This window comes from Arthrobacter sp. OV608, assembly GCA_900110595.1.
GTDB lineage: Bacteria > Actinomycetota > Actinomycetes > Actinomycetales > Micrococcaceae > Arthrobacter.
The window spans coordinates 1-17,554 of sequence record FOEZ01000003.1 but is presented as its reverse complement, the minus strand read 5'-3'; the positions used below and the strand labels follow the sequence as shown (position 1 = coordinate 17,554).

Below are 17,554 nucleotides of genomic sequence, written 5' to 3'. Positions count from 1 at the left end.
CCGCCGCGCACCTGGACGCCGCCACCTCTCCGCAGTGGCGGATGCCTGCAGAGACTGCCCGCCAGGAGCGGCTGTGGATGGCATTCCCTGCCGGCGGCTACACGCTCGGCGAGTCCACTGAGGCCGCCCATGCGGCCAGGACCACCTGGGCAGCTGTGGCGAACGCCGCCGTCGAGTTCGAGCCGGTCACCATGGTGGTGCACCCCGACGACGTCGAAAGGGCCGCAGCGTACCTGCACCCCGACGTCGAGGTGCTTGCCGCCCCGCTCAATGACGCCTGGATGCGGGACATCGGCCCCACCTTCGTCCTGGACGGTGACGGGCAGCTCGGTGCCGTGGACTGGGTATTCAACGGCTGGGGCGGCCAGGACTGGGCGCAGTGGGACAAGGACGCCCTGATCGCCGGCGAGGTGGCCGGCCGGTCCCGCGCCCGCCACATCGTGTCAGCACTGGTCAATGAGGGCGGCGGCATCCAGGTGGACGGCCAGGGAACAGTGCTCGTCACGGAGACCGTGCAGCTGGATCCCGGCCGCAATCCCGGCCTCAACCGGGCCGACGTCGAGCAGGAACTGGCCCGTACCATCGGTGCCACGCATGTTGTGTGGCTGCCGCGCGGCCTGACCAGGGACTCCGAGAGGTTCGGTACCCGCGGCCACGTGGACATCGTGGCCGCCATCCCCTCCCCCGGGACGCTGCTGGTCCACTCGCAGGAAAACCCGGAACACCCGGACTTCGAGGTCTCCCGGGAAATCATCGACTTCCTCCGGGGCACCACCGATGCCGCCGGCCGGCAGTGGAACATCATCGAAGTCCCCGCCCCGGAAACCCTGCGGGACGACGACGGCTTCGTGGACTACAGCTACATCAACCACGTGGTGGTCAACGGCGGCGTTATCGCCTGCAGCTTCAATGACCCCCAGGACGACAAGGCCCTGCAGATCCTGGCAGAGGCCTACCCCGGACGGCGTATTGTCGCCATCGACGCACGTGAGCTTTTTGCCCGCGGCGGGGGGATCCACTGCATCACCCAACAGCAGCCTGCTGCCTCCCAGAAAGTGGTGTTATGACAGAAACCATCCGCACCGGCGCCTCCGCCGGCGGAGCCGGACAGCCGGCAACCCCCTCCGGAGTCTCCCCTAAGGGCCTGAAGGGCGGGCAGCTGGGGCTCCTCGCCGTCGTTGTCCTGGGCATCTCCACCATCGCCCCGGCGTACACGCTCACCAGCGCACTGGGACCCACCGTCAACGAAGCCGGTCTGCAGCTGCCCGTCATCTTCCTCATCGGGTTTATCCCCATGATCCTGGTGTCACTGGCGTACCGGGAACTCAATGCCGACTCCCCGGACAGCGGCACAACCTTCACCTGGGTGACCAAAGCCTTCGGCCCCTGGATCGGCTGGATGGGCGGCTGGGGCCTTCTGGCAGCCAACATCATTGTGCTGTCCAACCTGGCCGGGGTCGCCGTCGACTTCTTCTACCTCTTCCTGTCCCAGCTCACGGGTTCCCCGGAACTGGCGGACCTGGCTGACAACAAGCCGCTGAACGTACTCACCTGCTTTGTGTTCGTAGCCCTGGCCGTGTGGGTCAGCTACCGCGGCCTGCACACCACCAAGGTGGTGCAGTACAGCCTGGTGGGCTTCCAGCTGCTGGTCCTGGGACTGTTCGTCGCCATGGCCTTCGCCAACTGGTCCACCTCCGAAACGGCCATCCCGTTCAGCTGGGACTGGTTCGATGTCACGAAGATCGAGACGTTCGGCCAGATTGCCGCCGGCATCTCCCTGTCAATCTTCGTGTACTGGGGCTGGGACGTCTGCCTGACCGTCAACGAGGAAACGGCCAACGGCAAGAAGACCGCCGGAGTGGCCGGCACCCTGACCGCCGTCATCGTCCTGGCCATCTACCTCCTGGTCAGCATCGCCACCATGATGTTCGCCGGCGTCGGGGATACCGGCAACGGCCTGAACAACGCCGAAAACCACGAAAACATCTTCACGGCCCTGGCCTCCCCCATCATGGGTCCCTTCGCCATCCTGATGTCCCTCGCCGTGCTGTCCAGCTCCGCCGCGTCGCTGCAGTCCACGTTTATGTCGCCGTCGCGCAGCCTGCTGGCCATGGCCCACTATGAGGCATTGCCGGAGCCCTTCAGCCGGGTGAGCAGGAAGTTTGCGACGCCGGGCTACGCCACCGTTGCCGCCGGCATCCTGTCTGCGGGGTTCTATGCAGTGATGCACGTGCTCAGCGAAAACGTCCTGAACGACACCATCCTGGCGCTGGGCCTGATGATCTGCTTCTACTACGGGCTGACGGCGATCGCCTGTGCCTGGTACTTCCGCAACAGCGTCTTCAGCAGCCTCCGCAACTTCGTGCTGCGGTTCCTCTGCCCTGTGCTGGGTGGCGTGGGCCTGTTCGTGGTGTTCTTCCAGACGGCCGTGGACAGCCTGGCACCGGAGTTCGGCAGTGGCTCGGAAGTGTTCGGGGTGGGCCTGGTGTTCGTCCTCGGAGTGGGCATCCTGGCCCTTGGCGCAGTGTTCATGCTGGTGATGTCCCGGCTGCGGCCCCGGTTCTTCCGCGGTGAGACCCTGAAGCAGGACACCCCGGCCCTGGTGGTCCCGGAATAGGAAAACCCAAGCGTACGCAAAAAGGTGCCGCAACCCGGATCAACGGGGTGCGGCACCTTTTTTGTTTCCATCACCAGAAGTGGGCGACGTCCACGATCAGGCGGGAACCGGAACCGGGGCCGTCCAGCGTCAGGACCCGGTAGGGCAGCCGGGCACGGACGCCCAGGCCAACGCTGGTGTAGCCTTCGAAGCTTCCGGCATAAACCACTTGCCGGAAGGTCTGGTAGCCGGACACGTTGGACAGCTCAGCCTTGGCGGCGGGAGCGTAGGTGACGTTGCCCTTCTGGTCGTACGAAGGTGCGTTCACGGTGACCTGCAGGCGTGCCCTGCCCTGCACCGGAATGGTGAAGCCCGAGCCGTCCTGGATGATCTCCGGGACGTACCGGACCGTGTAGCCCTTGACGGGGCCATTGAGGTCAACCACCATCCGGTCGAAGCAGTAATGCTGCCCGGTCCGGACGTTGGTGACGGAGGCGGTGCTCAAATCTGGCCCGGTCTTGGCCAGGGATCCCCATGCGAGACCGCAATATGAGGTGGCTGCCGAGGCGGGCCCCGGTGCCAGGATTCCCAGCCCGGCGGCTGCGAGGAGCGCCGTGAGCCAGAGGAGGAGTTTCTTCATTGTGTGTGCCATCCAGAGGGAAGTGGTGCGGTTGGATAGCTCAAGCGTAGGAGTGCCGGGAGCCCGAAACGAGGGTTGTGGCCGCTTCGGCGTGCAACCGTAAGGAACCCCGGATCCGTATCACGCCGCTGTAAATCCCGCGGGCTTTTGCCGCTCTCCTTAACCGTTCCGGTGCCGTTTCTGGACCCGGCCGTTATGCCGGATAACGGTGCCGGAACCACGAAACAGCGCCGGCCACCCAAGGGGCGGCCGGCGCTGTTTTTACGCTGTTGTGTGTCGCGGTTCTAGCCTTCGCACTCGCGGCAATACTTCATGCCGTTCTTTTCGCGGGCCACCTGGGAACGGTGACGGACCAGGAAGCACGATGAGCAGGTGAATTCGTCCGACTGCTCGGGAACAACGATGACGGTCAGTTCCTCGTTGGAAAGATCGGCGCCGGGCAGGTCGATGCCTTCGGCGGTGTCGTTTTCGTCAACGTCGATCACCGCGGTCTGGGCGTTGCCGCCGCGGGATGCCTGCAGGGCCTCCAGGGAATCGGCCGGAGACTCTTCCTCTTGCTTGCGTGGAGCATCGTAATCGGTAGCCATAGCGAGTTCACTTTCGTTGCTGCACAGCGCCATTTCAGGCACCTCAGTGAAGCAGTTTAGGTCATAATGCCCTCACCCGCGCAATAGTGTGTTCAGGCAGACAATTCAGTGGGTTCCCGGATGGTTTCTGAATGGGTTCGGCGGACCTGGTCCGCCCCTGCCGCCACACCGCTCAGGGCCGGCAGCCACCCCCATCTCGTGGCATCGGCCATCGCATCGGCAGCCTGTCCCGGGGTGTCAAAGTAGAAGGCATCCGCAAGCCAGGCCCGGACACGGGCGGGAAATGGTGTTGTCATGACGGCGACGCTACGCAGGCATTGTTGTGAGTGCGTTTCGTCCCGGTCTCGCGCACATTAAAAACGCCAGGCGAAGACGGCGGCAGGCAGTCCTCAAAAGAAATTGTTGACCCGCCCAACGGCCGATCCTAAAATCACGGCATCGGTATTCCTGCTGGATTCTTACCGCCTTTTGATCTGGAAGTATCAGCGATGGCCATAGTTCATGAAAACCTTCCGGAGCCGGACGTCCAGCAGTCGCTGCACGAGTTGCGCGGGCAACTGCAGGGATCGTTGATCGAACCGCAGGATCCCCTGTACGACGAAGCCCGCGCGGTGTGGAACGGCATGGTCGATCTGCGTCCGCGGGCCATCGCCAGGGCAGGAGCGGCCTCCGATATTGACCTGGTCCTGGCCAGTGCGCGGCGCAGCGGCCTCGCACTGGCCGTCCGCGGCGGCGGGCACAACATCGCGGGCCACGGCACGGTCGACGGCGGCCTGGTCCTGGATCTGGGAGCCCTCCGGGAGGTACGGATCGATGCGCAAAGCAGGCGGGTCGTCGTCGGGCCCGGAGCGACCCTTGGGGACGTGGACCGGGCCACAGCCGCGCATGGCCTTGCGGTACCCCTGGGGGTTATCAGCGGAACGGGAGTGGCAGGACTTACCCTGGGCGGCGGCGTAGGCTGGCTGACCCGGACCGGCGGGCTCAGCCTGGACAACCTGGACTCCGTGGATGTGGTCACCCCTGCCGGAGAGCACGTGCACGCCAGCGCGGAAGAGAACCCGGAGTTGTTCTGGGGAGTGCGTGGCGGCGGCGGGAACTTCGGTGTGGTGTCCTCCTTCACGTTCCGCGCTCTCGCCCTCCCGGCCGCACCGCTGGGCGGCAACCTCTTTTACCGGCCGGAGCATTGGCGAAATGCCCTCCTCGCCTTCGATGCCTGGACCAGGGCACTGCCGGACGAGATGAATCCGATCGTCTCGTTCCTGGTGCTCCCGGCCGAGTTCGGCATGGGCAGTGAGCCCTGGATGGCTATCGGATTCGCCTGGGTCGCCGAGGACCAGCAGGCCGGCCTGGGGCTGGTGGACCAGCTTCGCGCCGCTGCCCCGCCCGACGGCGAGGAGGTGGGACCGACGTCGTGGCCTGAATGGCAAAGCGCCATGGACGCCGTCTTCCCCAAGGGGTCGCGCGGCTATTGGAAGAACGTCTCGTTTTCCCGCCTGGACGAGGAGGTGGTGGACGCCGTGCTGGGCTTCGCTTCCGAGCTGGCCTGGGAGGGAACGGGCATCGATATCCATCACCTGGAGGGTGCGTTCGGGCGCGTGCCCGAAGACGACACGGCGTTCCCCAATCGGTCCGCGCGGTACTGGCTGAACGTTTACGGGTTCTGGCATGACGCGGCCGAGGACGAACGGTTGACAGCGTTCGCCCGCAAGGCCTACTCCACAATGCAGCCGTTCGCGGAGCAGGGCGAATACGTCAACTTCCTGGGAGCGGAAGTGGGAGTGCAGGCGCCGGACGCCGCCCGCAGCGCCTACGGACAGGACAAGTACCAGCGCCTCGTGGCCCTCAAGGACCGATATGACCCGCAGAATCTCCTGCGCCTGAACCACAACATTCCACCATCGGGCGGCTAGCAGGCCGGCGCGGCCGGCAGCGGGCAAAAAAATAGAGCCCCCTGTCGGATTCGAACCGACGACCCCCGCTTTACAAGAGCGGTGCTCTGGCCAACTGAGCTAAGGAGGCATGCCCTGGCGGGCGGGCGCCTCAACGGCGCTACATAAGGTTAGCCCAAGTCCTCCCGGTGGTAAAAATGCCGGGCTTGTCCAAGGCCGTCAGAACCGCCGGTTGCAGGAAAGGGGGCAACAAAAGGGCCCACCTTCCGGAACAGATCCGGAAAGCGGGCCCTTTTGAAAACCCTTAGGCCTTCGCGTCGATCGCGGCCTGGAGGAAATCGGGGAACGGGGTCTGGGCGCTTTCACCCTTGCCCCACTGCTTGCCTTCCACGAAAACGGTGGGCGTGCCGGTGATGCCAATGGCCGAGGCTTCCTTCGTGGTGAACTTCACGAACGGCCGGTAGGTCTTCTCGTCCACGCAGCTGCTGATGTCAACACCGATGTCCGAGGCCATGCTCTTGAGCTTGTCGTCCGAGAGCCCGGCGCCGCCTTCAGCAGGCTGGTTGGCGAAGAGCGCATCCACAAATTCCGCGTACTTCTCCGGCGATTCGTTCACAACACAGGCGGCGGCGTTGGCAGCCCGGGACGAGTAATTCGTGGTGGAGCGGCTGTCGAGGAACCCGAGCGCGCGGTATTCCACCGTAACCTTGCCCTCGTTGCGCAGGGACGTGAGCTGCTCGTTGTACTGGGCCTCAAAGTTTTTGCAGACCGGGCAGATGAAGTCGATGTACAGCACAACCTTCACCGGCTTGCCCGCCTCGGCCTCGGCCCCGGGAGCCACCACTTCGGCCGGAGCAGCCTGCGGCGGCGCGCCAACAGCGGCCGCGTCAACAGTGGCGGAGTCCAGCTTGGCCACTTCAGTGTTCGCCAGCAGCGTGACGCCGCCGTGCACATTCCCGTTGGCCGGCGTGGGTCCCTGGTCGGCTATGGGCGCATTCTGCTTCATCGACGTGGTCACCACCAGTGCCACCACCACCAGGATGGCCACCACGGCGGCCACAATCCCCCACCCGATCAGCAGCTTGTTGCGCTTGTCCTTTTTCAGCTGCGCTTCGCGGATCAGGCGCGCTTTCTCGCGGGCCTCCGCGGTGCGCTCAGCCTTGGACTTACGTACTTCGTTTGCGGGGCTCATGTGTTCCTTGGGTCGATCGACGAGGGGGACCAGTTCGTGGCAACCCCCTCATTTTAGGGGAGAAAGCTGAGAGCTTGCTGTTTCAAGTATTCCTCCGGGTTGACCAACGGACGAATAGCATGGAAGATTCCGTCCCGTTAGGGTGGGCTAAGAGGCACAAGCAACCCCAGGGGGCAGCAATGCAAACACCCGTCCAGGAAAAACCCGCCACCGCAGCCGCATCCGGCGCCGCCGGCGCGGGCCACAGCGCCGAGACAAAGTACGACTTTATGGTGGTCTCGAACAGGCTGCCCGTGGACCGGGTCGCCCCCGGCGAAGGCGACGACGACTCCGGCTGGCGGCGCTCCCCCGGCGGACTCGTGACGGCGCTGGCACCCATGATGACAAAAACCGACGGCGCGTGGGTCGGCTGGCACGGCGCCCCAGACGAGACCGTGGACCCGTTCAGCCACGGCGGCATGGACCTGGTGCCCGTCCAGCTCAGCGCCGATGATGTCGAGCTCTACTACGAAGGCTTCTCCAACGCCACGCTGTGGCCGCTCTACCATGACGTCATCGCCCCGCCGGAATTCCACCGGACCTGGTGGGACGCCTACCGCTCGGTGAACAAAAGGTTCGCCGACGCCGTCGTTCGCCATGCCGACGACGGCGCCACCGTCTGGATCCAGGACTACCAGCTGCAGCTGGTGCCGCGGATGCTCCGTGAAGCGCGGCCCGACCTCAAAATCGGGTTCTTCAACCACATCCCGTTCCCGCCGCCGGAGATCTTCGCCCAGCTGCCCTGGCGCCAGGCCATTATCGACGGACTCCTCGGCGCCGACCTGGTGGGCTTCCAGCGGCCCAGCGACGCCGGCAACTTCATGCGTTCCGCCCGTCGCTTCCTGGGCGCGAGCGTCAAGCAGCAGCAGGTCCACGTCAAGGGCAAGGACGGGGAAATCACCCACATCGCCAGGGCCCAGGCGTTCCCCATCTCCATTGACGTCCAGCAGATCAGCGAGCTGGCCGCGAAGCCGGAGATCATCGAGCGCGCGCGGCAGATCCGCCAGGACCTCGGCAACCCGAAAACCATCCTGCTGGGTGTGGACCGGCTGGACTACACCAAGGGCATCCGGCACCGGCTCAAGGCCTTCGAGGAGCTCCTGGCCGACGGCAGGCTGTCCGTCAGCGACGCCACCCTGATCCAGGTGGCCAGCCCCAGCCGGGAACGCGTTGAGCAGTACCGGCTCCTGCGCGAGGAGGTGGAGGGCACTGTGGGCCACATCAACGGCACTTACGACACACTCGAGAACACCGCTGTCCGCTACCTGCACCACAGCTACCCCGTGGAGGAGATGGTGGCGCTGTACCTGGCCGCCGACGTCATGCTGGTCACGGCCCTGCGGGACGGCATGAACCTGGTGGCCAAGGAGTATGTGACGGCCCGCACCAACAACGACGGCGCGCTGGTGCTCAGCGAGTTCGCCGGCGCAGCCGACCAGCTCAAGCAGGCCCTGCTGATGAATCCGCACGATATCGACGGGCTGAAGAACGCGATCATGCGCGCCGTGGAGATGTCCCCCCGGGACGCGTCGCGGCGGATGCGGGCCATGCGCAAGCAGATCCTTGAGCACGACGTGGACTACTGGTCTGCCGATTTCCTGCAGGCCCTGAAGGAGAAAGTGGTCCGTGATGACACCTGATAGCCGGGCCGGCAACGGCAAGCTGGCGCTGACGCCGGAGCTCCGCGAAGCCATCCGCACCATCGCCGGGACAGAGCACCTGCTGGTGGCCATGGACTTCGACGGAACCATGGCGCCCATCGTGGGGCATGCCGACGACGCGCGGCCGCTTCCCCGGGCCGCCACGGCTTTCGCCGGGCTCGCCGTGCTGCCGCGTACGACGACGGCACTCATCTCCGGGCGTGCCCTCGCCAGCCTGCGCAAGGTCGCCTCGCCACCGGTGGACACACTGCTGATCGGCAGCCACGGGGCAGAAGCGTGGCTGGGCCCGGGGTCAGCGGGACTGGAACTGGACGATGAGCAGAAAGCACTCCTCGCCGAGGTGCGCAGCATCCTCGCCGGCATCGTTGCGGAGGCACCCGGCACCATGCTGGAGGACAAGCCGGCCGGGGTTGTACTGCACACCCGCCAGGCGCCCGACGACGTGGCAGAGGACGCCGTGGCCGCAGCACGCTCGCTGCTGCAGGACCGCAAAGGCGTTTTCCTCAAGGACGGAAAGCGGGTCCTGGAAACCTCCGTGGTGAACGCGTCCAAGGGCGAGGGCGTCACATTCCTGCGGCAGATCAGCGGCGCCAGCGCCGTCCTGTTCGCCGGCGACGACACCACGGACGAGGACGCACTCGCGCGGCTGGAGTCCGGTGATGTCGGGGTCAAAGTGGGCCTTGATTTCACCCAGGCGCAGTACCGGGTAGAGGCTCCTGTCCATGTGGCGGAACTGCTCGAAGTGCTGCTCCAGGAACGGAGCCTTGCCGTGGCAGAGGAAGATCCGGAAGGGTGAGGGTTATCAACGTCACTTGTGACGTTCGTAACATTTGCACCAATTCGAACACTATCTGACATACTCTTCTCTGTGATGTGGCGCACAAGAACCGTGCGGCGTCACTCGGTGTCTTCTGGCCTCAGCCGGGAAGCATCTGCAGCACAAAACTGAACAAACATGAACCATTCACAACGGATCGTCCGGCACGTACCTGCCGGTGAAGGGATTGATAACTGTGGCTACAGTTACTTTTGATAACGCTACGCGTCTGTACCCGGGCACAGAAAAGCCCGCCGTCGATAAGCTCAACATCGACATCGCCGATGGCGAATTCCTGGTCCTCGTTGGACCCTCCGGTTGCGGTAAGTCCACCTCCCTGCGCATGCTCGCAGGCCTCGAGGACGTCAACGCAGGCCGGATCCTCATTGGCGACCGCGACGTCACCGACGTTCCCCCGAAGGACCGCGACATCGCAATGGTCTTCCAGAACTACGCGTTGTACCCGCACATGACTGTGGCTGACAACATGGGCTTCGCCCTGAAGATTGCAGGCGTTTCCAAGGAAGAGCGTGCCGAGCGCGTCCGTGAAGCCGCCAAGCTCCTTGACCTAGAGCCCTACCTGGACCGTAAGCCGAAGGCACTCTCCGGCGGCCAGCGCCAGCGTGTTGCCATGGGCCGCGCAATCGTCCGTAACCCGCAGGTCTTCCTCATGGATGAGCCGCTGTCCAACCTTGACGCCAAGCTCCGTGTGCAGACCCGCACCCAGATCGCATCCCTGACCCGCCGCCTGGGCGTCACCACCGTTTACGTGACGCACGACCAGGTCGAGGCCATGACCATGGGCGACCGCGTAGCCGTGCTGAAGGATGGCCTCCTGCAGCAGGTGGACACCCCGCGCAACCTCTACGACCGCCCGAAGAACGTCTTCGTCGCCGGCTTCATCGGCTCCCCCGCCATGAACCTGCTGGAACTGCCCGTTGTCGACGGCGGCGTCCAGTTCGGCGGCACCGTTTACCCCGTGCCGCGTGACGTCCTCGAAGAGGCACACGGCTCCACCGTGACCCTGGGTTCCCGTCCCGAGGACCTCGAGACTGCTCCGCACGGAGAAGGCCTGAAGGTAGAGGTCGACGTCGTCGAAGAGCTGGGTGCCGACGCTTACGTCTACGGCCACACCACGCTTGACGGCAAGGACCACGACATCGTGGCACGCGTCGACGGCCGCCGCCCTCCGATGAAGGGCGAGTCCATCTACGTCCGTCCCCAGTCGGGCCACGTGCACCTGTTCGACACCAAGACCGGCCTGCGCCTGGGCGACTAACCAATCATCAAACCGACGGCGGCCCGCACCTTTTCGCAATGGTGCGGGCCGCCGTCGGCCTTTAACCGTGCCCGCAGAAGAATTAGCTGGCCGCGCCTATCTACGGAAGAATTGACGCATGACCGAGGAATACAGCGCCCAGTGGCACGACGAACCCACCGACTATGCGCAGGTGGGCAAACTGCCGCGGTTTGTGGCCGCGAGTGCCGACGACGGCAAGGTCGCCTCGGCAGCCAGCTCCCTGAACATCACGGCAGCAGCGGCCGACCCCGAGCTGCTGGACCTGCCCTGGCACATCGCGCTGGAGGACTGGCCGGCTGAAAACCTGGCCGCCCTTCCCCGCGGCATCTCCCGGCACATCGTCCGCTTCGCCCACCTGGGCGGTTCGGTCATCGCCATCAAGGAAACCTCCGAGCACGTTGCCCGGCACGAGTACCACATGCTCCGCAAGCTGGCCCGGCTGGATGTTCCGTGCGTGGAGCCGGTGGCCGTGATCACCGGCCGCACCACGCTGGACGGAAAGCCGCTGAACCCCGTCCTGGTCACGCGGCACCTGAAGTTCTCCATGCCCTACCGGGCCCTCTTCTCCCAGATGCTCCGCAAGGACACCCTCACCAGGCTCATCGACGCGCAGGCGCTTCTGCTGGTACGGCTGCACCTGATTGGCTTCTACTGGGGCGACGTTTCCTTGTCCAACACCCTGTTCCGCCGCGACGCAGGCGCGTTTGCCGCCTACCTGGTGGATGCAGAAACCGGCGAGCTGTATCCGGACCTTTCCACCGGCCAGCGCGAGTACGATCTCGAAATCGCCCGCGTGAACATCGCCGGTGAACTGATGGACCTGCTGGACGGCGGCTTGATCGAGGAGAAGGTGGATCCCGTGGCCACCAGCGAGCTGATCATGGACAGCTACCGGCGCCTGTGGGCTGAGCTGACGGAGAAGGAATCCTTTGAACTGGGCGAACGCTGGCGGGTGGGTGCCCGCATCCGCCGGCTCAACGAACTCGGCTTCGACGTCGAAGAGTACGCCATCAAGACCACCCAGAACGGGTCCACCATCCAACTGCAGCCCAAGGTGGTCGACGCCGGGCACCACATGCGGCGCCTGCTGCGGCTGACCGGCCTGGACGCCCAGGAGAACCAGGCGCGCCGCCTCCTCAACGACATGGATACCTTCCGGGCGGACAACAACCCGGACATGGACGAGGAATACAGCGCCCACCTGTGGGTCAGCCAGGTCTTCGAGCCCATCGTGAGGTCCATTCCGCGGGACCTGTCCGGCAAGCTGGAGCCGGCCGAAGTGGTGCACGAGGTCCTCGAACACCGCTGGTATATGTCCGAAAAACAGGAGCGGCACATCCCCCTCGCCGAGGCCGTGCAGAGCTACATCGACTCCATCTTGCGGCACCGCCGGGACGAGGCGGCCATTATGCTGAACCCGCCCACCGGGCTGCTGAAGATCCTCGAGGTGGAGACGGAAGAATCCCGCTACGGCGACGAGGAATCCATCGACGAATACCCCGACGTGGACGATTAATACCTAAATCGCCTTTCCCGGGTTCAGGATGCCGGCGGGATCGAACAGGTCCTTGATCCGGCGCTGGAGTTCCCGCAGCGGTTCCGGCTGCTCCTGGCCCAGCCACCGCAGTTTGTACTGCCCCACGCCGTGCTCGCCGGTGATGGTGCCGCCCATGCCCAGCGCGGCCGTAATGGACTCATCCAGGGCCCGGTGGAGCCGCTCCAGTGCTCCCTCGTCCACCGCTTTGTCCTTCCGGTCGATCCAAAATGTGGGATGGAGGTTCCCGTCGCCGGCGTGCGCCACCACCTTGAGGTGCACGGCGTGCTCCACGGCCATGGCCTCCAGGGCGGCCACGTAATCCACCAGGCGGGACCGGGGAACGGCCACGTCCTCCCCCACCCGGTACTCGTCGTCCACTTCCACGCCGCGGCTGTGACGCCTTAGTTCCACGAGCCGTTCCGCTTCGGCGCTGGCTTCGGTGGTGACGGTTGCCCCGCCCGCTGCCAGGACCTCCCGGACCATCCGGGCCTCGGCGGCGGCGCCGAAGCCGTCGGTCTGGATCAGCAGCAGGGAGCGGCCGCGTGCGGCGAGGTCTGACCCGTGGATGTCGTCCAGCTGTGCCAGCGTGCCGCCGTCGAGCAGTTCCATGATGGCGGGCTGGACCCGCGCCCTGCCCACGGCCAGGACGCCGGCTGCGGCCTGTCGGAAGTCCGGGTAGAAGGCCGCGATGGTGTGTACTTCCCGGGGGAGGTATTTGAGGCGCACCGTTACGCCCACCACGATGCCCAGCGTTCCTTCCGACCCCACGAAGAGGCCCGTGAGATCATACCCGGCCACGCCCTTGAACGTCTGGTGGCCCGTGTGCAGGAGTGATCCGTCCGCCAGGACCACGTCCAGCGCAAGCACTGAGTCGCGGGTGACGCCGTATTTTGCGCACCGGAGCCCGCCGGCGTTCGTCGCCACGTTTCCGCCAATGGTGGAACTGCGGAAACTGGCGGGGTCCGGCGCATACATCAGTCCATGTTCGGCTGCTGCTTCGTTCAGGACGGCGTTGATGACCCCCGGCTCCACCACGCCTGTTTCATCATCCGGGTTCAGCGCAAGGATCCTGTCCATCCGCTCGAGGGAGAGGATGATGCAGTCCTTCGTCGCGTGGGCTCCGCCGGAAACTCCAGTTCCCGCCCCGCGGGGCACGATTGCCACCTTGCCGGCGGCACAGATCCGCACCACTGCCTGGACGTCTTCCACCGACTCCGGAAACACCACGGCCAACGGGAGCTGGTAGTCAAGGATCGGCGCCTGGTCCACCGCATACCGGATGAGCGTGGTCTCTTCCCGGTCCACCTGACCACTCGCCAGGCTCGCCTCCAGCTCCTCAACTGCCACGCTTCCCACGAAGCCTCCATCCGCCGTCGCACGTTTTCCATCAGTTTATGGGTCTCTATCCCGTAACACTTCTGCAAGCGCTTCCAGTCCTGACCAGCGGAAACGCTAATTTGCGTGCATAAGGGCCCTAATATAATGATGGAAGCGTTTCCATGAAGGCCGCCGACCGCCTAGGCTTGGGCCTATGTCTGTCGAAACTTTGACACCCGCCGCGGGTCCGCTGACCCTGATCCACGCTTCCGACAACCAGCCGGGCTGGTGGCGGTCTGCCGTGATCTACCAGGTGTACCCCCGCTCGTTCCGGGACCTCAATGGCGACGGCGTGGGCGACCTCGCGGGTATCACCGAGGAGCTCCCCCACCTCGCGGACCTGGGTGTGGATGCCGTGTGGCTGTCCCCCTTCTATCGGTCCCCGCAGCGCGACGCCGGGTACGACGTCAGCGACTACTGCGACGTGGACCCGATCTTCGGCACCCTGGGGCATTTCGACGTGATGATGGCCGAATCCCACCGGCTGGGCCTGCGGGTGATCGTGGACCTCGTTCCCAACCACTGCTCCGACCAGCACGCGCTGTTCCAGGCAGCCTTGGCTGCGCCTGCGGGCAGCCCCGAGCGGGACATGTTTATCTTCCGGGACGGCACCGGCCCCGAGGGACACGAGCCGCCCAACAACTGGCAGTCCCACTTCGGCGGCCCCTCCTGGACCCGGGTGACCGGTCCCGACGGCCAGCCGGACCAGTGGTACCTGCACCTCTTCGATTCCTCCCAGCCGGACTTCAACTGGGACAACCCTGCCGTGCACAGCGAGTTCGAACGGATCCTGCGGTTCTGGCTGGACCGCGGTGTTTCCGGTTTCCGGGTGGATGTGGCGCACGCGCTGGTCAAGGCGCCCGGTCTCCCCGCCTGGGGCGGACGGCCCGACGGCGGAAGCTCAGACGGCTTCCCGGGCCACGAAGCGCCGATGTTCGGGCAGCCGGCCATCCACGACATCTACCGCACGTGGCGTCAGATCCTGGACGGCTACGGTCCTGACCGGATCCTGTGCGCGGAAGCTAGCGTTGACCTTCCCCGGCTGGCGCACTGGGTCAGGCCGGACGAAATGCATCAGGCCTTCAATTTCCCGTACCTGCACGCCGGGCTGGACGTGTACCGGCTGCGTTCGGTGATCACTGACTCCCTGACCGTTCTTGACGGCGTTGGGGCTCCCAGCACCTGGGTGCTTTCCAATCACGACGTCGTCCGGCACGCCAGCCGCTTCGGGTACAACGGGCAGGGGCCGCGCGACGGCGACGGCATCGGCCCTGCGGATCCGCAGCCGGACATCGCACTGGGACGGCAGCGCGCTGCCGCCGCATCGCTGTTTATGCTCGGGCTGCCCGGCGCGGCGTATGTCTACCAGGGTGAAGAGCTCGGCCTGCCCGACGGCGTCGACATTCCGGAACACCTCCGCCAGGACCCCACATTCGCCCGTACCGGCGGGGAACGGCTGGGACGGGACGGCTGCCGCGTTCCGCTGCCGTGGCGCGCCGGCGAGCCCCACCTTGGCTTCGGCCACGGTGAGGACCCCTGGCTGCCCCTTCCTGCCTCGTTTGGGGACTTGGCGCGGGACGTACAGGCCGGGTCACCGTCGTCGCACCTTGCTCTTTACCGGAACATGCTGGCGGTGCGCCGCGAGCTGGACCTGGGGCGGGGATCCCTGGCCTGGGCCGAGGATTGGTGCACCGGCTCATCCTTGGGGTATGTCAACGGCACTACGCTGGTGCTTATGAACCTCAACCACGAACCGCTGGAAATGCCTGCCGGACAGGTCCTGGTCCGGAGCATTCCGTCCGGGCCGGAGGGCCTGCTGGCGTCTGGCGAGACCGCCTGGATCAGCCTCACTTCCGCTCCCTGAGTATGGCGGGTATCAAGGACGTCGCCGACAGGGCAGGGCTGTCCATTGCCACCGTCTCGCGGGCGTTGAGCGGCAAGCCCAATGTCTCTGCGAAGAGCCGGAAGCTGGCGATGGAAGCGGCGGGGGAACTGGGGTTCGTCCCGTCCTATCACGCGGCCAGCCTTGCCTCCGGCCGGAACCACAACATCGGTCTGGTGGTCCCGTCCATTCACCGGTGGTACTTCTCCTCAGTGCTGGAAGGCGTCTCTGAGACCCTGCTTGATGCCGGCTATGACCTCACTCTGTACAACGTGGGCGACCAACCCGAGCGCCGGCACAGTGTGCTCAACGATTTCCTGCTCAGGAAGCGCCTCGACGCGGTCATTGCGGTAGCACTGGTGCTGACGGACGCCGAAATCCAGCAACTGTTGGCTGTGCACCGCCCCATTGTGGGTATCGGTGGCACCTTGCCGGGGGCTTCCACCATCAGGATCGACGACGAACGGCTGGCGTGGATGGCCACTGATCATTTGATCCGGCTTGGCCACACCAGGATAGGCCATGTCACCGGCGACGCAGCGCTGAACCAGGACTTCAAGCTGCCCGGCATCCGCCAGGGCGGATACCAAAAGGCAATGGCGGCAGCTGGCTTGGAAGTCCGGCCGGAGTGGCAGATCACCGCCGACTTCACTGTTCAGGGCGCCTACGCGGCGGCACGCCGGCTGCTGGGCGGTGCCACGGATCGGCCCACGGCGATTTTTGCAGCTTCCGACGAAATGGCGGTGGGTACCATTCTCGCCGCCCGGGACTTTGGATTGCAGGTTCCGCGGGATCTTTCAGTAGTTGGGATGGACGGCCACGAGCTGGGCGAGACGTTCGGCCTGACCACCGTGGACCAGGATCCCCGCAGGCAAGGAGTCCTGGCGGCCGCCACTGCACTGCAATTGCTTGAGGCTGGACCGAATGGCTCCGATGATGGATCGGTGCCAGCTGATCAGGAGTTCCCCACCGAGTTTGTCATCAGGACGAGTACAGCTGTGCCCCCGGCCGGCCCTTAGCGCTCCTGGTTCCCGCTGGTGTTCTTGGCGTCTTCTTCCGGAGCGCCCATAAAGCGGCCATACCTGGCCAGGATGTCCGGCCACGCCTCCACGTACCGTTGACGCTCGGCGGCGGGATCCTCGGCCCCTTCCCAGCCTTCGTGGAACACCCGCACCTCGGTGCCCTCCCCTACGGCCCGGAAGGCCACCCGAAGCTCGGTGGACCAGAGCGCTGTGGATCCCGGGTGCCAGGTGGCATGGAAGGACAGGGGCGGCTGCCAATCGTCGAGGGTTCCCCAGATGCTGGTCCGACCGTCGTCAGCCGTTTCGAGGATGAGGTTCTCCTCAAACTCAACGTAGGACGCGGCACCATAGACGCCGAACGATTCCAACGGCCACCAGAGGTGCGTATGGTCAGTAAAGCCGGCGAAGGCGTGGGCCACGGTGCCCGGAACGGTGATGGTGTTGACCACCGGTTCCAGGAGCTCAAGGGCCCGCTGGTCATCACTTCCAAACGGCTCGGCGCCGTGGCTGAAGAGGCTGTTCATGGTGCCCAACTCTACCGTCCAGCCCTCCCCCGGACGCTCTCTCACTTGATGCGCCTTTTCGAGTGACGCTCTATCACCTGATGCGGGATTTCTGGTGACGCTCTCTCAGTTGATGCGGGTTTTGGAGGGACGCTCAATCACTTGACGCGGCCGATGGCCCGACGGGGTCTTACCTCGGCCGAAACCACATCAAATGAGAGAACGTTGGGGCGGACAGGCACATCAAGTGAGAGAGGATTCGTGGAAAACCCGCGTTAGGTGAGAGAGGATTCGTGGGAAGGCCGCGTTAGGTGAGAGAGGGATCGGGTATTTGGCGCGTTGAGTGAGAGGTGGTTTGGGTGGTTAAAGCACAGTAGGGCCCTGACGTCTCTTGTCAGGGCCCAACTGTTTAATTTATGTCCGGCGGTGACCTACTCTCCCACACCCTCCCGGGTGCAGTACCATCGGCGCTGTGGGTCTTAGCTTCCGGGTTCGGAATGGGACCGGGCGTT

Annotated in this window: 15 protein-coding genes, 1 tRNA gene and 1 rRNA gene; 9 read left to right on the top strand and 8 right to left on the bottom strand. The window is 65.2% G+C overall.

Features of this window, described 5'->3' with window-relative positions; all coding sequences use genetic code 11:
• Window positions 1-41 precede the first annotated feature (41 nt).
• Window positions 42-1,067: an agmatine deiminase family protein gene (locus tag BMX78_RS04910; protein ID WP_091417917.1), complete on the top strand. Its 1,026-nt coding sequence runs from the start codon at window positions 42-44 to the stop codon at window positions 1,065-1,067.
• Complete coding sequence (locus tag BMX78_RS04905) at window positions 1,064-2,617, top strand: APC family permease (protein ID WP_091417180.1); 1,554 nt, start codon at window positions 1,064-1,066, stop codon at window positions 2,615-2,617. The genes BMX78_RS04910 and BMX78_RS04905 overlap by 4 nt, the downstream gene beginning before the upstream one ends.
• A 70-nt stretch (window positions 2,618-2,687) precedes the next feature.
• Here BMX78_RS04905 and BMX78_RS04900 read toward each other — a convergent pair whose 3' ends face one another.
• The 3 genes from BMX78_RS04900 to BMX78_RS04890 form a co-directional block, all read right to left on the bottom strand.
• Window positions 2,688-3,236, bottom strand: a complete 549-nt coding sequence (locus BMX78_RS04900; protein ID WP_091417178.1) for an AMIN-like domain-containing (lipo)protein — start codon at window positions 3,234-3,236, stop codon at window positions 2,688-2,690.
• A gap of 284 nt (window positions 3,237-3,520) precedes the next feature.
• Window positions 3,521-3,823, bottom strand: coding sequence for a DUF4193 domain-containing protein (locus tag BMX78_RS04895; RefSeq protein WP_050056290.1), 303 nt, complete (start codon window positions 3,821-3,823; stop codon window positions 3,521-3,523).
• A gap of 92 nt (window positions 3,824-3,915) precedes the next feature.
• Window positions 3,916-4,119, bottom strand: a complete 204-nt coding sequence (locus tag BMX78_RS04890; protein WP_091417177.1) for a hypothetical protein — start codon at window positions 4,117-4,119, stop codon at window positions 3,916-3,918.
• A 192-nt stretch (window positions 4,120-4,311) separates the two neighbouring features.
• On the opposite strand from BMX78_RS04890, the gene BMX78_RS04885 reads away from it, so the two are divergent.
• A complete protein-coding gene (locus BMX78_RS04885) occupies window positions 4,312-5,733 on the top strand; it encodes an FAD-binding oxidoreductase (protein WP_091417174.1) in 1,422 nt (473 codons plus the stop codon).
• 35 nt (window positions 5,734-5,768) lie between these two features.
• Here BMX78_RS04885 and BMX78_RS04880 read toward each other — a convergent pair.
• Together BMX78_RS04880 and BMX78_RS04875 are read right to left on the bottom strand one after the other, a co-directional pair.
• Window positions 5,769-5,842 (bottom strand) — tRNA-Thr (locus BMX78_RS04880).
• Window positions 5,843-6,016: 174 nt separating this feature from the next.
• A complete protein-coding gene (locus tag BMX78_RS04875; protein WP_091417172.1) occupies window positions 6,017-6,904 on the bottom strand; it encodes a DsbA family protein in 888 nt (295 codons plus the stop codon).
• Window positions 6,905-7,083: 179 nt separating this feature from the next.
• On the opposite strand from BMX78_RS04875, the gene BMX78_RS04870 reads away from it, so the two are divergent.
• The 4 genes from BMX78_RS04870 (at window position 7,084) to BMX78_RS04855 (ending at window position 12,237) form a co-directional block, all read left to right on the top strand.
• The gene (locus BMX78_RS04870) at window positions 7,084-8,583 is read left to right on the top strand and encodes an alpha,alpha-trehalose-phosphate synthase (UDP-forming) (protein WP_091417169.1); all 1,500 of its coding nucleotides are present in this window, start codon (window positions 7,084-7,086) and stop codon (window positions 8,581-8,583) included.
• The gene (otsB, locus tag BMX78_RS04865; RefSeq protein WP_091417168.1) at window positions 8,573-9,400 is read left to right on the top strand and encodes a trehalose-phosphatase; all 828 of its coding nucleotides are present in this window, start codon (window positions 8,573-8,575) and stop codon (window positions 9,398-9,400) included. The genes BMX78_RS04870 and otsB overlap by 11 nt, the downstream gene beginning before the upstream one ends.
• A gap of 217 nt (window positions 9,401-9,617) precedes the next feature.
• A complete protein-coding gene (locus tag BMX78_RS04860; protein WP_091417165.1) occupies window positions 9,618-10,700 on the top strand; it encodes an ABC transporter ATP-binding protein in 1,083 nt (360 codons plus the stop codon).
• A 118-nt stretch (window positions 10,701-10,818) separates the two neighbouring features.
• Window positions 10,819-12,237: a DUF4032 domain-containing protein gene (locus BMX78_RS04855; RefSeq protein WP_091417162.1), complete on the top strand. Its 1,419-nt coding sequence runs from the start codon at window positions 10,819-10,821 to the stop codon at window positions 12,235-12,237.
• 3 nt (window positions 12,238-12,240) lie between these two features.
• On the opposite strand, the gene BMX78_RS04850 is transcribed toward BMX78_RS04855, so the two are convergent.
• Window positions 12,241-13,614 carry an FAD-binding oxidoreductase gene (locus BMX78_RS04850; RefSeq protein WP_091417159.1) on the bottom strand — a complete coding sequence of 458 codons (1,374 nt, stop codon included), beginning with the start codon at window positions 13,612-13,614 and terminating at the stop codon, window positions 12,241-12,243.
• Between the two features lie 175 nt (window positions 13,615-13,789).
• Between BMX78_RS04850 and BMX78_RS04845 the strand changes: the two genes are divergently transcribed.
• Both BMX78_RS04845 and BMX78_RS04840 read left to right on the top strand, forming a co-directional pair.
• The gene (locus tag BMX78_RS04845) at window positions 13,790-15,499 is read left to right on the top strand and encodes a glycoside hydrolase family 13 protein (RefSeq protein WP_091417156.1); all 1,710 of its coding nucleotides are present in this window, start codon (window positions 13,790-13,792) and stop codon (window positions 15,497-15,499) included.
• Window positions 15,500-15,501: 2 nt separating this feature from the next.
• Window positions 15,502-16,536, top strand: coding sequence for a LacI family DNA-binding transcriptional regulator (locus BMX78_RS04840; protein WP_091417154.1), 1,035 nt, complete (start codon window positions 15,502-15,504; stop codon window positions 16,534-16,536).
• On the opposite strand, the gene BMX78_RS04835 is transcribed toward BMX78_RS04840, so the two are convergent.
• Both BMX78_RS04835 and rrf read right to left on the bottom strand, forming a co-directional pair.
• Window positions 16,533-17,063, bottom strand: a complete 531-nt coding sequence (locus tag BMX78_RS04835) for an SRPBCC family protein (protein ID WP_091417914.1) — start codon at window positions 17,061-17,063, stop codon at window positions 16,533-16,535. The two genes, BMX78_RS04840 and BMX78_RS04835, sit on opposite strands and share 4 nt — an antisense overlap.
• A 397-nt stretch (window positions 17,064-17,460) precedes the next feature.
• Window positions 17,461-17,554, bottom strand: a 5S ribosomal RNA gene (gene rrf / locus BMX78_RS04830); the annotation flags it as partial.

Coding starts and splice junctions, on each gene's coding strand:
- BMX78_RS04910 (WP_091417917.1), top strand. CDS start 42: ATGCCTGCAGAGACTGCCCGCCAGGAGCGGCTGTGGATGGCATTCCCT.
- BMX78_RS04905 (WP_091417180.1), top strand. CDS start 1,064: ATGACAGAAACCATCCGCACCGGCGCCTCCGCCGGCGGAGCCGGACAG.
- BMX78_RS04900 (WP_091417178.1), bottom strand. CDS start 3,236: ATGAAGAAACTCCTCCTCTGGCTCACGGCGCTCCTCGCAGCCGCCGGG.
- BMX78_RS04895 (WP_050056290.1), bottom strand. CDS start 3,823: ATGGCTACCGATTACGATGCTCCACGCAAGCAAGAGGAAGAGTCTCCG.
- BMX78_RS04890 (WP_091417177.1), bottom strand. CDS start 4,119: ATGACAACACCATTTCCCGCCCGTGTCCGGGCCTGGCTTGCGGATGCC.
- BMX78_RS04885 (WP_091417174.1), top strand. CDS start 4,312: ATGGCCATAGTTCATGAAAACCTTCCGGAGCCGGACGTCCAGCAGTCG.
- BMX78_RS04875 (WP_091417172.1), bottom strand. CDS start 6,904: ATGAGCCCCGCAAACGAAGTACGTAAGTCCAAGGCTGAGCGCACCGCG.
- BMX78_RS04870 (WP_091417169.1), top strand. CDS start 7,084: ATGCAAACACCCGTCCAGGAAAAACCCGCCACCGCAGCCGCATCCGGC.
- otsB (WP_091417168.1), top strand. CDS start 8,573: ATGACACCTGATAGCCGGGCCGGCAACGGCAAGCTGGCGCTGACGCCG.
- BMX78_RS04855 (WP_091417162.1), top strand. CDS start 10,819: ATGACCGAGGAATACAGCGCCCAGTGGCACGACGAACCCACCGACTAT.
- BMX78_RS04845 (WP_091417156.1), top strand. CDS start 13,790: ATGTCTGTCGAAACTTTGACACCCGCCGCGGGTCCGCTGACCCTGATC.
- BMX78_RS04840 (WP_091417154.1), top strand. CDS start 15,502: ATGGCGGGTATCAAGGACGTCGCCGACAGGGCAGGGCTGTCCATTGCC.
- BMX78_RS04835 (WP_091417914.1), bottom strand. CDS start 17,063: ATGAACAGCCTCTTCAGCCACGGCGCCGAGCCGTTTGGAAGTGATGAC.